The organism is Sorangium sp. So ce1153 (assembly GCF_051521595.1).
In the GTDB taxonomy this organism is placed as follows: domain Bacteria; phylum Myxococcota_A; class Polyangia; order Polyangiales; family Polyangiaceae; genus Sorangium.
Map to the genome: position 1 here is coordinate 13,517,716 of NZ_CP150361.1, position 12,968 is coordinate 13,530,683.

Annotated in this window: 8 protein-coding genes and 1 tRNA gene; 7 read left to right on the plus strand and 2 right to left on the minus strand. The window is 72.8% G+C overall.

All coding sequences use genetic code 11. The annotated features are described in order from the left end of the window. The first annotated feature begins 51 nt into the window (after positions 1–51). From mxcH to WME85_RS49240, 6 genes are all read left to right on the plus strand, one after another. The gene (gene mxcH, locus WME85_RS49215; RefSeq protein WP_437832142.1) at positions 52–2,745 is read left to right on the plus strand and encodes a TonB-dependent siderophore myxochelin receptor MxcH; all 2,694 of its coding nucleotides are present in this window, start codon (positions 52–54) and stop codon (positions 2,743–2,745) included. Positions 2,746–2,764: 19 nt separating this feature from the next. Beyond that, positions 2,765–4,063, plus strand: a complete 1,299-nt coding sequence (locus tag WME85_RS49220) for a hypothetical protein (RefSeq protein WP_437832144.1) — start codon at positions 2,765–2,767, stop codon at positions 4,061–4,063. Between the two features lie 37 nt (positions 4,064–4,100). Beyond that, positions 4,101–5,705, plus strand: coding sequence for a PepSY-associated TM helix domain-containing protein (locus WME85_RS49225; protein ID WP_437832147.1), 1,605 nt, complete (start codon positions 4,101–4,103; stop codon positions 5,703–5,705). Beyond that, the gene (locus WME85_RS49230; RefSeq protein ID WP_437832149.1) at positions 5,698–6,045 is read left to right on the plus strand and encodes a hypothetical protein; all 348 of its coding nucleotides are present in this window, start codon (positions 5,698–5,700) and stop codon (positions 6,043–6,045) included. The genes WME85_RS49225 and WME85_RS49230 overlap by 8 nt, the downstream gene beginning before the upstream one ends. After that, positions 6,038–6,316, plus strand: a complete 279-nt coding sequence (locus WME85_RS49235) for a hypothetical protein (RefSeq protein ID WP_437832152.1) — start codon at positions 6,038–6,040, stop codon at positions 6,314–6,316. The genes WME85_RS49230 and WME85_RS49235 overlap by 8 nt, the downstream gene beginning before the upstream one ends. Before the next feature lie 487 nt (positions 6,317–6,803). Beyond that, positions 6,804–6,890 (plus strand) — tRNA-Ser (locus tag WME85_RS49240). A gap of 317 nt (positions 6,891–7,207) precedes the next feature. Here WME85_RS49240 and WME85_RS49245 read toward each other — a convergent pair. Further along, positions 7,208–8,590, minus strand: a complete 1,383-nt coding sequence (locus WME85_RS49245; protein WP_437305964.1) for a DUF4388 domain-containing protein — start codon at positions 8,588–8,590, stop codon at positions 7,208–7,210. 291 nt (positions 8,591–8,881) lie between these two features. Beyond that, complete coding sequence (aspS, locus tag WME85_RS49250) at positions 8,882–10,825, minus strand: aspartate--tRNA ligase (protein ID WP_437832155.1); 1,944 nt, start codon at positions 10,823–10,825, stop codon at positions 8,882–8,884. Between the two features lie 176 nt (positions 10,826–11,001). Between aspS and WME85_RS49255 the strand changes: the two genes are divergently transcribed. Then, a complete protein-coding gene (locus WME85_RS49255) occupies positions 11,002–12,966 on the plus strand; it encodes a hypothetical protein (RefSeq protein ID WP_437832158.1) in 1,965 nt (654 codons plus the stop codon). Positions 12,967–12,968: the final 2 nt, after the last annotated feature.

Here is a 12,968-nt window from a genome sequence, read left to right on the forward strand (position 1 = left end):
GGTTCCGACCTCCCTGCACCGGGCGCGCGCTCCTGGCCGAAGGCTGATGCGGTGACGCAACGCTCCTTCGCGGTTCGAGGCCTGCTCGCAGGCGTGTTGACCTTCCTGCATCCCGGCGCGCACGCGCCGGCGCACGCTCAGGAGGGCGGCGCGACGGGCGGCCTCGAGCGCGCGGGCGGCGATCGCGACGCGAGCGCGCCTGCTGCCAGCGCCACGGACGGGGAGCGCTCGCCGCCCGACGCGGGGGGCGCGCCTTCCGCCACGCGGTCCGATACCAGCGGCACGCAGGTCGAGCCGCCGCGGCTGGTCGAGGGCGCCGAGGCCGAGGTTCCCCCGGAGGCTCGGGCGGCACGACCGGAGGGCAAGGTCGTGCTGAAGCTCCTGATCGACGCGGAAGGGCGTGTGACCGAGGCCGAGGTGGTGAGCCCGCTCGGTCATGGCCTGGACGAGGCGGCCCGGACGGCGGCGCTCCGGTTCCGCTTCACGCCGGCGCGCCGGGGCGGCACGCCGGTCGCTTCACGGATCCTCTACGCCTACGAGTTCCGGTTCCCCGCGGAGCCCCCGGCCGCGCCTCCCGCCGCGCCTCCCGCCGCGGCGGCGGCGGCGGGCGGAACCGGGGCTCTTGCCGAGCGCCCGGTCGCCGCCGCGCGCTCGGAACCCCCGTCCCGGCCGGTCCAGGGGCCTGGCCAGGCGGCCAGCGCGGCGCCCGTCGAGGTGACGGTCCGCGGCGCCACGGTGGCCGAGCGCCTCCAGCAGTCCGCGCAGGCGATCAAGGTGATCGACATTGAGCCGGCGCAGCGGCGCACCGCGGACATGGGCGAGGTGCTCGCCCGCACCGAGGGCGTCGGCGTGCGGCGCCGCGGCGGGCTCGGGTCCACGACGCGCTTCTCGCTGAACGGCCTCTCGGACGACCAGATACGCTTCTTCCTCGACGGCGTGCCGCTCGATCTCGCCGGGTTCCCGTTCGGCATCGCGAACGTGCCAGTCAACCTGATCGAGCGCGTCGAGATCTACCGCGGCGTGGTCCCGGTGCGCCTCGGCGCCGACGCGCTGGGCGGCGCCGTCAACCTGGTCACCGACCAGGACGTGCGCGGCACCCACGGCGCCGCATCCTACGAGATCGGGTCCTTCGACACCCATCGGCTCGCCGTCACGGCGCGGCACCTGCACGAGCCGAGCGGCTTCCTCGCCCGCGTCAATGGCTTCCTCGATTACGCGCGCAACGACTATCGGGTGACGGTCGACGTGCCGGACGCCGATCTCGTCGAGCACCCCGCCCGCGTCTACAGGTTCCACGACGCCTACAGCGCGGCGGGCGGCGGCGTCGAGCTCGGCTTCGTGAACCGGCCCTGGGCGCGGCGGCTGCTCCTGCGCGCCTTTCTCACGGCGTACGGCAAGGAGATCCAGCACAAGCTCGGCGTCATGAAGGTGCCTTATGGCGAGGTAACGAACGGCGAGGCGACGACGGGCGTGACGCTCCGGTATGATCAGCCGCTCGGCCGCGGCGTCGCGCTCGACGCGATCGCCGGTTACGCGCACGGGCGCGCCACCTTCCTCGACGTCAGCGAGTGCACCTACGACTGGTATGGTCACTGCACGCCCGGCAAGCCGGGCGAGGCTGGCACCAAGGCGCGGGACCAGGTGTTCTGGGAGCACAGCGGCTATGGCCGGCTGAACCTCCGCTTTCGGCCCCACCCCGAGCACGCGCTGCAGATCTCCGTCTCTCCGATGTTCGTCACGCGCACGGGAGACGAGCGCAGGCAGGCGAACCCCGAGGGCCGCGACCCGCTCACGGCCGAGCGCGATCTCGTCACCTGGGTTCACGGCGTCGAGCACCAGCTCAACCTGCTCGACGACCGCCTGGAGAACCTCCTCTTCGTGAAGCAGTACGTGCAGCTCCTGCGCTCGGAGGAGAGCGTCCAGGGGCTCGCCGACCGCTTCCGCCGGCGGGATCGCGACACCCATCGCCTCGGCGTCGGCGACGGCCTGCGCTTCCGCTTCAGCGAGTGGCTCTATGCCAAGGCATCTTATGAGTGGGCGAGGCGGCTCCCGCGCCCCGACGAGGTGTTCGGCGACGGGGCGCTGATCCTCGACAACCTCGAGCTCTCGCCCGAGACGAGCCACAACGGGAACCTCGGCGTCACGCTCGACGCTGGCGACACCGCGACGGGCGCGTGGCGGCTCGAGGCGAACGGCTATCTCCGCGCGGCCGAGGACCTCATCGTGCTGCTCGGCGACGGGAAGATCTCCCGGTACGACAACGTCTTTTCGGCGCGGGCGCTCGGGGTCGAAGCCTCCGCTCGCTGGACGTCGCCTGGCGAGCACCTCGTCCTCGACGGCAACGTCACGTACGAGGACTTCCGCAACACGTCCGAGGAAGGGACCTTCGCCGACTATGCGGGGCAGCGGATGCCGAACCGGCCGTGGCTCTTCGCCAACGGGTCGGCGCGCGTGCAGCTCCGCGAGCTCGCCGCGCCGCGCGACGAGCTCGCGCTCACCTGGGAGACGCGTTACGTGCACGGGTACTTCCTCGGCTGGGAGCTCAATGGGCGGCGTGAGGACAAGGCGCGCGTGCCCGCGCAGCTCCTGCACTCGCTCGCGCTCACCTACGTCGCGCGCCTCGCGCCGCGCACCCTCAGCTTCACCGTCGAGGCCCACAACCTCACCGACGAGCCCGCCTTCGACTTCTACGGTGTCCAGCGGCCTGGACGGGCTTTCTTTTCCAAGGCCATGCTGGAGATGTGATGGAGAGTTGGGAGAACCCATGAGAGCAATCCGGAACAACACGCTGGCATCGAGGCGCGCGAGCGCCGCGCTCGGCGCGCTCGGGCTCCTCGCCGTGGCGCTCGGCAACGTCGGTTGCGGCGACGATCAGACGAGCCCCGTCGGCAGCGGCAGCGGTGGCGGAGCGCCGGATCCGAGCGGCGGCGGCGCCGGCGGAGACGGTGTGAGCGGGCCAGCGTTCGTGGTCGGGACACGGATCTGGGACGACACCTCGACGACGGCTTATTTCCACGTGCTCCCGTCGCTCGACCAGGGCACGGAGGTCGACGTCTCCCAGGCGCTCGAGATCCCGGGCTCGGCCAAGCTCTACGGGTTCGAGGCCCAGGGCTGGCTCGCCATCGGCGGCGGCGAGGCGCCGACGATCTCGCGCTACACGCTCGACGCGCGGGGCGCGCTCGAGGAGGGGACGAGCATCACCCTGCAGCCCCTCGGCGTGCAGGATCTCTGGCCCACCCTGTACTTCGTCTCTCCGACGAAGGCGTACTATCCGGATCGCCACAACGAGCAGCTCATCGTCTTGAACCCCACGACGATGAAGGTCGAGGGGACCATCGAGCTGCCGGAGACCGCACGCGAAGGCTACCTGGCGCTCTACGGCTACGGGTCGATCCTGCGCGGGGACAACCTCCTCTTCTCGGTCGGGTGGTTCGACTGGGAGCAGAACGACACGATCCTCGAGGAGACGGGGCTCGTCGTGATCGACACGACGACGGACACCCTCGTGCGGGTCGACGTCGACGAGCGCTGCGGCGGGATCACGCAGCCCGTCGAGACGGCCTCTGGGGACGCCTATTTCGTGAGCTCGGCGCTCGCGGGGGCGGCTCACCTGCTCGAGCGGCTGCCGACCGCGCCGTGCGCGCTGCGCGTGCAGAAGGACGCAAACGCCTTCGACGAGGACTACCTCCTGCCCCTGGCCGAGCTGACCGACGGCGCGATCGCGGGCGAGCCCATCCCGGGCGGCGGCGACAGCATCTTCCTCCGGGTGTTCGACGAGAGCGCCGCCAAGGTCGAGGCCGACAGCGTCACCTGGGATCTCACGGGCCAGAAGGTGTGGCACTGGTGGCGCTGGGACACCGCCACGGGCGAAGCGGCTCCGGTCGACGGGCTGAGCCCCATGACCTCGGACGTCCTCTGGTTCCAGGTCGACGGCCGGGTCTTCGGGACCGAGACGACGGATGACTACGCCGAGAGCACGCTCATCGAGCTCACGGCGGAGGGGGGCCCGAAGCGCGCCTTGACGGTGCCGGGGTTCCTGCACGGCATCTCGAAGGTACGGTAAAGGAAGCGCGCGCCCACGCGAGACAGGAGACCTCGACATGGCCTTGAAGCTCTCCCGCCATGCCTTCACGACCTTCTGGGACGTGCACGCCTGGACCGGCGTGATCGGGGGGCTCCTGGTCTACGTGATGTTCCTGACGGGGGGCATCGCGCTGTTCCGGGGGCAGCTCGCGGTGTGGGAGGAGCCCCTGCGCCAGCAGCGCTCCTCCGTCGAGCAGGTGGGGCTCGAGGCCACGCTCGAGCAGGGGCTCGCCGCCGCTCCGGCGACGCCCGAGGAGCTCTGGTTCTACCTGCCCGAGGGCGGGCAGGGCGCCGCGCGGGTCCTCTACTACGCGCAAGGCGAGCAGGTCTCGTCGTGGGTCCATGACGGGGGCGTGCGCGAGCGCGAGGGGCTCTCCCGCTTTCTCTTCGAGCTTCACTACCTGTGGCACGACGCGACGGGCGTGTGGCTCTACTACGTTGCCGGTCTCCTGTCCGTCGCGCTCCTGCTCGCGCTGGCGACAGGCGTGCTCATCCACCTGAAGGACATCGTCCGGCAGTTTCATCAGTTCCGGCCGGACAAGAGGCGCCGTGTCGTCTGGTCGGACATGCACAAGGTGCTCGGCGTGATGGGCCTGCCGTTTCAGCTCATGTACGCTTACACAGGCGCGTTCATCGTGTTCCTCGGCGTGCTGGTGCCGGCGTTCACGGGCCCTGTGTTCGGGGGGGACGCCGCGCGCGCGGATCGGGCGGCCTGGGGCGCGTCGTTCGCGCAAGAGCCGGCGCCCGGGGCGCCCGCGCGCGGCCTCACGCTGGACGAGCTCGCGGCGCGCGCGCGCGCGGCCGAGCCTCGGCTCGTCCCCGAGGTGGTCCGTATCCGGCACCGCGGCCTCGACAGCGGGACCGTCGATATCCGCGGACCGATCGAGGGCGTTCCGTTCGGGCGTGGCACCGTGCGCCTGCGGGCGACCGACGGCGCGGTCCTCTCGCTCGACGCGCCGGGCGCGGCGGGCGCTCGCAGCAGCGCGCTCCGCTGGATCTATGGCCTCCACTTCGCCGATTTCGGCGGGATCACGCTTCGCCTCCTGTTCTTCGTGCTCGCCGTGGCGACGTGCGCGACGATCCTCACCGGCAACTCGATCTGGCTCGCGCGGCGGGAGGCGCGGCGGGAGAGCCTCGGCAACCGCCTCCTCGCGCGGCTCACCGTGGGCTTCGGCGCGGGGACGCTCGTCGCGATCGCGGCGCTCTTCCTCGCGAGCCGGGCGCTGCCGCTCGGCTGGACCGGCCGCATGGCGGCGGAGGAGCTCACGTTCGTCGTGGCGCTCGGGCTCTGCGTCGCGTGGGCGCTCGCCGCGCGTGACGGCGGGCGCCTCTGGTGGCAGCAGACCGGGCTCGCGGGGCTCTTCTTGCTGCCTGTCCCGGCGCTCGCGGCGCGATCGTCGAGCGCGGGGCTCTTCGGCGCGGGTCCGAAGCTCGGGTCGGTCGTCGCCGTCGACATCGCGCTCCTGCTGACGGCTGCGGCGCTGTGCGCCTCGGCCTGGGCGCTTCGCCGGGCAGCCTTGCGGCATGCGCCGCCGCCGGCGACGCAGGACGAGCTGCCGTCGCGGTTGGCGCACGGCGGGGCGGGGCTGATGGCGAGGGGGCAGACGGCGTCCCATGGTTGAGACGGCATCGGTCCTCGCGGCGTACCTCGCCTTCGCCTTGCTCCACGGGGCGCGGCCGGAGCGCATCCCGTTCCGCGTCGCGTCGCGGCTGCGCGCGAGGCGCGCGTGGCGCGTCGCGGCCCGGGTGCTGGCCGCCGCCCTCTTCTCGCTGTCGGTGTGGCTGTGGAGCCGCGCCGAGCCCGGCGCGGCGGCGTTCCTGGTCCCCTTCGCGGCGCTCCTCTGCGCCGCGAGCCTCTTCGTCCTGCTCGCGCCGCTCTGGCCGCGCGCTGTGTGGGGCCTCGCGGCCCTGTGTCCTCCGGCTGTCGTGGCGCTGTCGTTCGCGGGGGCGTGTCATGGCTAGCGGCAGGCTCGCCCGGCTCGACGCCCTGCTGCGCGTGCTCGCGGCGCTGCTCGGCACGCTCCCGCTCGCCTTTCTTGCGAGCGTGTGCCTCTCGCGGTTCGCGCCGCTCGCGGAGGGGGCGCGGTCCATCCTCGGCTGGTCGCTCGCGGTTCCGCTCTGGGTCGCGGCGATGTGCGTCGTGTTCCTCGCCCGCAGCGGGGCCCGGGCGTGGGGCGGGTGCGCGGCGCTCAGCGCCGTGCTGTTCGCCCTGGCCTATGGGGTGCCGCACTGACGGGCGCGCGGCTCCGGCCGCCGAAGGGCCGCCTCTCCTCCCTCACAAGCGCCGCCGCCGCGGAAGCTCCCGGGCTCCCCGCCGGCTCCGCCCCGCCGGCCCGGGCGCCGCCCGGTGGTGGCCGGATTTGAACATGAAGGCGGGAAGGCGGGAAGAAAAGATCAATGATCTTCCTGCCTTCCCGCCTTCATGTGAATCACTCCGGGGCAAATTGGGCCACCACCCGCCGGCCCGGCCGACCCTGGCGTCTGTGGCAGAGCTCGCTGGCCTGCCCTCCCGGCCTGCCGTCTCCTGCCCCCGGGTTTCCGTCGGCACCGTCGCGTACCCCGCACGATCTTCTGTGCACAGCGCAGCCTCTTTGGTATGTTGCCGCTCCCTCGACGGCCGCGGCGAGCGTCTGTCGAGCGAACGCTCTTTGTATCGTCGAGCTTCGAGGTCCGCGCCGGCCATGCCTGGTGCATGGTCGGGCGGATCTTCCTGAAAACCAGGAGAGGTGGCCGAGTGGCTGAAGGCACACGCTTGCTAAGCGTGCGATCGGGAAACTGATCCGCGGGTTCGAATCCCGCCCTCTCCGCCGCGATCCCGCCCAGCGCTGTGCCCGTCACGTGGCCGCCTGAGCGCCGCGCGCACACAACCCAACCGGCAGGCGACGCGCCGTCGTCCTGGAGAGCTGCCGTGAGCAGCCCACGGGCGGCCGTCGCAGGCGCCCTGCGAGCGCAGACGGCGCGCGTCGCCGGCAGCTCGACAGGCGCGCTGCGCGTGTCGCCGGCGCGTGATCGCAGCGCGCAGCCCGCCGCGCGCTCCGCTGGTTCCCGAGCGCGGGCTCGTCGCGCGCGCGGTGCGCCGCGCGGGCACGCCGCTCCGCCCGGGTCCTGCTCCCGGGCGCCGGCCTCAGGCCGCCCTGGTCCTCAGCACGCGCGACTGCAGGAACTGGTAGATCGTCTTGATCGCGTCGAACGAGCCGACAGCGCTCTCCTTGATCACCTCGTTCACCGTGCGCGAGCCGTTGACCGCGCCGAGCACGAGCTCCTCGGTGCGCGTCAGCTTGCCCGAGCCCACGCCGTCGAGCGCGACCTGATCGACGACCACGACCTGGTCGAAGTTGATCGTCCCCTCCATGAGCCGCCACTCGTCGACGCGCCGGAACCCCTCGAGCACCAGCGCCGACACGGCGAGCCCGAGGCGCGCCTGCTCGACCTCGGGGCGGAACGGCTCGCGCGTGAACGAGAAGCGCCCGTACGGCCAGCGCAGCACCTCGTAGATCAGCTCGCTCGACTGGCGCTCCAGCACGGCGATGAGGTCGTCGTTCGTCGCGACGTCCGCCTCCACGAGCACCTGGCCGAGCAGGGTGTTCGGCATCTTCTCGCGGAGCAGCGCCTCGAGCCGCTCGCGCGTCACCACCCCGCGCTCGATGAAGTAGCGGCCGAGCTTGAACTCGTCCGACGAGTTGCGCGCCTGCACGAGATCGATGAGCCCCTGGCGGATCGAGATCGTGACCGACGCGCGGTTCGTCGTCACCCGGAGCACGCCCGTCTGCCGCTGCATCTGGAGCAGCTGGAGGATCTCGGCGAGCGGGATCGCGGAGACGTCGCCGCTCATCACCTCCTTCGCGTCCGGGGGCGTGTCGAGGTCGCGGAGCGTCAGGTTCAGCCTGGAGACCACGTCGCTCGTCATCGCGCGGGCGACCGCCTGCATGACGGCGGCCTCGTTGGTCCGGGCCTCGGGCGAGAGGCCCATGATCGCCGGCGTCATCGCCGTCGCCAGCTGCTGGGCGAAGTCGACCCTGGAGCGCTGGAGCATGTTCCGGGAGAGGAGGCTCGGCCGCACGCTCTCGGCGATCATGTCCTCGTCCGGCATCTTCGCGCCCTCGGGCACGGGCCGCGCGCGCCCCTCCGTCGCCTTCGAGAGCGCGCCCTCGATCACGGCGACCAGCGCGCGCGCGTCGAACGGCTTCGTGATCGCGTCGACCGCGCCGGTCTGCTGGACGAACTGGCCCCGGATCTTGTCGCCCTTGGCGCTCATCAGGACCACGGGCACGTTGCGGTGCGACGGGTTCGACCGGAGCTCCCGGCAGAACGCGTAGCCGTTCATCCTCGGCATCACGAAATCGAGCAGGACGAGGTCGTACTTCGGGCCCTTCTTGATCAGCTCGATGCCCGCGAGCCCGTCGCGCGCCACGGTCGGCTCGAACCCGTTGCGCGCCAGGATGGCGCTGACGACCTTCAGGATGGTCGGGCTGTCATCGACAACGAGGACGCGCGCCGGGGAGGCCATGGCGAAGATTGCAGGCCCTACCCTATCAGAAGTGCGCGGCCTGCAAACATAAAGGCCAGGGGGCACGGCAGCGCGCGGCGAGGGCAACGCAGAGCACAGCGAGCGCGGCCACGGCGGCGCATCGTGGCGCAGACGGCGCGCGGGCGCGCCTGTTGGCCTACGGCGCGCGGGCGCGCCTGTTGGCCTACGGCGCGCGGGCGCGCCTGTTGGCCTACGGCGCGCGCGCGCGTCGGCGACGGTGCGCCGCGCCGCCGCCGGAGATCGCTCACGCGCGCGCCCATCGGTCCGGCATCAAGCGCCGGCGCCGCCGGTGCCCGTCGTGCCCGCTCGGGTGTCTGCGGCGACCGTCTTCACGTGGAGCTCGGCGAGCTGCGCGGCGTCGACGGGGACGGGCGCGCCGGTCATCTGGTCGGTGCCCTGGTTGGTCTTCGGGAACGGGATGACGTCCCTCAGCGTCGGCGCGCCGGTGAGCAGCATCGAGAGCCGGTCCATGCCGAGCGCGATGCCGCCGTGCGGCGGCGCGCCGCTCCGGAGCGCGTCCAGGAGGAACCCGAACTTGTCGCGCGCGTCGCCCTCGTCGATGCCCAGCGTCTTGAAGACGCGCGCCTGCACGTCAGGGTCGTGCAGCCGGATCGATCCGCCGCCGATCTCGAACCCGTTCAGCACGAGGTCGTAACGGTAACACTCGACGCGCGCCGGATCGCTCTCGAGGAGCGGCACGTGCTCGTCGATCGGCCGCGTGAACGCGTGGTGCGCGGCGGCCCAGCGCCCCGTGTCCTCGTCGTACTCGAACAGAGGTGGGTTCGTCACCCAGAGGAACCGCCACTGGTCCCCATGCCCGTACTCCGGGATCAGCCCCATCTTCTTCGCGACGTCGATGCGGAGCTTCGCCATCACGGTGTGCACCACGGCTTCCTTGCCGAACTGGAAGCAGAGGATGTCGCCCGGCTTGGCGCCGAGCGCCTCGTTCAGCTTCTGCCGGAGCTCCGGCGTGATCGACTTCGACAGGGGCGACTGCGTCCAGGAGCCGTCCTCCGCGAGCTTGGCGCGCGCGAGCCCGCGGAAGCCCTTCACGTCCCGGAGCCCGCGCTCGAGCTCCTCGGTCTGCTGGCGGGACAGGTTGGCGCTCGCCGGGATCACGAGCCCCTTCACGATCTCGGCCGGCACGTCGCGCCGCAGCTTGCCCGATCGGTACTTCTCGGCGATCTCCACCCAGAACGGCACCCCGCCGCCGCCGTGCTCGATGATGAGGTCCGTGAGGTCGGCGTGCTCGATCCCGAAGCGGAGATCGGGCTTGTCGTTGCCGAAGCGGGCCATCGACTCGGCGTACGGCATGCGCGGGAAGCGGCCCGTCGGGTAGAGCTCCTTGAGGTCCTTGCCGAGGGCGGCCTTGAACACCGCGAAGACGAGCCCCTCCATCAGCCCGAACACGTCGTCCTGGTTCACGAACGACAGCTCGACGTCGATCTGGGTGAACTCCGGCTGCCGATCGATGCGCAGGTCCTCGTCCCGGAAGCACTTCACGATCTGGAAGTAGCGGTCGAAGCCCGCGACCATGAAGAGCTGCTTGTAGAGCTGCGGGCTCTCGGCGAGCGCGTAGAACTTGCCGGAGGAGATGCGCGACGGGACGAGGAAGTTGCGCGCGCCGCCCGGCGTGTACTTCACGAGGAACGGCGTCTCGAGCTCGAGGCAGCCCTGGTCCGAGAGGTAGTTCCGGGTCGTCCGGTTGATCTCGTGGCGCATGCGCAGCGCCCGCTGGAGCGGGGCCCGGCGGAGGTCGATGTACCGGTTCTGGAGGCGGATCTCCTCCCGCGTCTCGATGTCGTCCGCGATCTCGAAGGGGGGCGTCTCCGCCCTGTTGAAGATCGTCGCCTCGGCGACCCAGACCTCGATGGCGCCCGTGTCGATCTTGTCGTTCACGTTGGCCTCGCGGCTCACCACGACGCCCCGGACGCCGACGACCCACTCGGACCGGGCCTTCTCGGCGGCGGCGTGCGCCTCGAGGAGGCCGCTCTCCTCCGCCTTCACGCCCAGCTTCGTGATCGCGCCGAGGTAGCTGCGATCGAAGACGATCTGCGTCACTCCGGTGCGGTCGCGCAGGTCGATGAAGATGCAGCCGCCGTGATCGCGCCGCCGCGCGACCCAGCCGAACAGCACGACCTCCTTGCCGATGTCCGCCTCGCGCAGATCGCCGCAGCGGTGCGTCCTCTTGAGCTCATCGATGAAACGGGACACGAGCCGACCTCCGAATTTCCGTGGGAGGGGCGACTCTAACCCAGGTCGCCGCTCACCGCCTCTCCGGATGCTCGCGCCGCGCTCCGTCGCCGAGCGCGGAGCGCGCGCCGATCGGCGAGCGCGGGCCCGTGCGCCGGAACTTGGCCCATCCGTGGCCGATCTGGCATGGCCGCCCGGTGAGCTCCGGAGAGAAACGCTGCTGGCTCGATCGGTCGCTCGCCTTCCTCTCGGCCGCGCTTCCGTTCGGGCTCTCGCTGGCCCGCGCCGCCTCCTCCGGGCAGTGGCGGGAGGACCTCACCGCCGTCCGGGACCTCGGCCTCGTCGCGGTCGGGGTGGGCGGCGGCCTCTCGACGGCGCTCTCGCAGGCGCTGAGCCTGCTCCCGCTCGGCCCCCGCACCTTCCGCACCGCCCTCGGGTCGGCGCTCGCGCTCGCGCTCGCGTCGCGCGTGCTCTACGAGATGGTCCGCCGGCTCCTCCTGGAGGCCGCGCGGCCGGCGCCCCTGCCCGGGCTCTCGCTCTTCCGGCGGCTCCGCGGCGGCGCGGCGGAGCCGGCGCGCCCCGCGGCGAGCCTCGCGCCGGGCTCGCCGGCCGGCGCCGTGAGCCCGCGCCTCGCCGCCGTGCTCGCGGCGATCGCCGTCCTCACGGCGGCGCTGTCGCCGACCTGGCAGCGGGAGGCGACCGTCGGCGGCGGCGCCATGCTCGCCACCTGCTGCGCGCTCGTGACGGTCGCGCTCGCGTCGGCCTGCGCCGAGCAGGCGCGGCACGCGGGGCGCGCGTGGATCGGGCTCGGCGCGCTCCTCGGGGCCACGTTCGCCGAGAGCCCCCCCGCCGGCCTCGCCGCGCTGGCGGCGGCGTACGCCATGTTCCTCGCCCGCCGGGGCCTCGCCGACCGCGCGGCGGACGCCTCGGCCGCCGCCGGCCCGCCCCGGCGCATGCTGGGGGCGGCCGCCGGCGCCGGCGCGCTCACGGCCGCGCTCCTGCTCGCGCCGCTCGTGCTCCGGCCGCTCGCGCCGCGCGCGTGGGCGGACATCGGCCGCGCGCTCACGGCCGGGAGCCTCGCCGCCGTCGACGTCGCGAGCGCGCGCACCACGGCGCTCGCCGCGTGGAGCCGCGAGATCGGCGTCGTCTCCCTGCTCATCGCCGCCGCCGGCATGGCGCTCGCGCTGCTGCGCCCGCGCGCGCGGTGGCTCGCCGCGCCCTTCCTCGCGCTGCTCGCCCTGGACACGCTCCTGCCCGCGCGGGCCGCCGGCGTCCTCTCCGCCGATCCGCTCACCCCGCTGCGCTCGCTCGCGGTGGCGTCGATCGCCGTCGGCTCGGCGCTCGGGGCGCACGCCGCGGTGCGGGCGCTGCTCGAGACGCGCGTCCCGTTCTCGCGGAGCGGCGCCGCGCTGCTGGTCGTCTTCCAGCTGACGCTCGTCGCGCTGACGAGCGAGGAGGCCGGCTTCGCCGCGGACCGCAGCGAGCAGACCGCCGCCGAGGTCTGGACGGACGAGGCGTACGGGAGCCTCGACCCGAGATCCGCGGTCCTCGTGCGGTCTCCCGCGATCGCGTGGCGGGTCTGGGCGGCGCGGATCACGCGGGGCGAGCGCCCGGACGTGCTCGTGGTACCGATCCCGCTGCTCGACCGCGGCCAGGTCGCGGCGAGCCTGCTCGCCGACGAGCGCAAGCTCATGCCGCTCTTGCGCGACTTCGCGCTCGCGGGTGAGCCCAGCGAGTTCGCGCTCTCCACGCTGGCCGACGTGCGGCCCCTCTACGTGGAGCTCGATCCGCGCTGGTCCAAGCGGCTCCTCGGCCACCTGAACGTCGCCGGGATCTGGCTCGAGTACGCCCCGCAGCCGCTCGGCGCCTCGGACCGCAAGCTCGCGACCGCGCAGTCGATCGCGCCGATCCGGCGCGTGCTGGAGTCGCTCTCGGCCGCCGCGGTGCCGGACACGTCGACCGCGGCGGTCCTCGCGTCCACGATGCGGGGCCAGTCGAACGTCGTCAGCCTGCTCGGCGAGCGCGTCGTGGCGCAGTCGTTCCTGGAGCGCCTGGGCGAGCTCGCGGCCGAGGATCCGTTCGTCTCCGGCGGCCCGAGCCGCCGCGCCGTCACCGGCATTCGCCAGGCGTTCATCGCGCGGCGGCCGGTGCGCCGCCGCTGATC

Excerpts from the sequence above, each read along its gene's own strand:
- WME85_RS49235 (WP_437832152.1), top strand. The coding sequence starts at position 6,038 with ATGGCTAGCGGCAGGCTCGCCCGGCTCGACGCCCTGCTGCGCGTGCTC.
- WME85_RS49230 (WP_437832149.1), top strand. The coding sequence starts at position 5,698 with ATGGTTGAGACGGCATCGGTCCTCGCGGCGTACCTCGCCTTCGCCTTG.
- WME85_RS49245 (WP_437305964.1), bottom strand. The coding sequence starts at position 8,590 with ATGGCCTCCCCGGCGCGCGTCCTCGTTGTCGATGACAGCCCGACCATC.
- WME85_RS49225 (WP_437832147.1), top strand. The coding sequence starts at position 4,101 with ATGGCCTTGAAGCTCTCCCGCCATGCCTTCACGACCTTCTGGGACGTG.
- WME85_RS49220 (WP_437832144.1), top strand. The coding sequence starts at position 2,765 with ATGAGAGCAATCCGGAACAACACGCTGGCATCGAGGCGCGCGAGCGCC.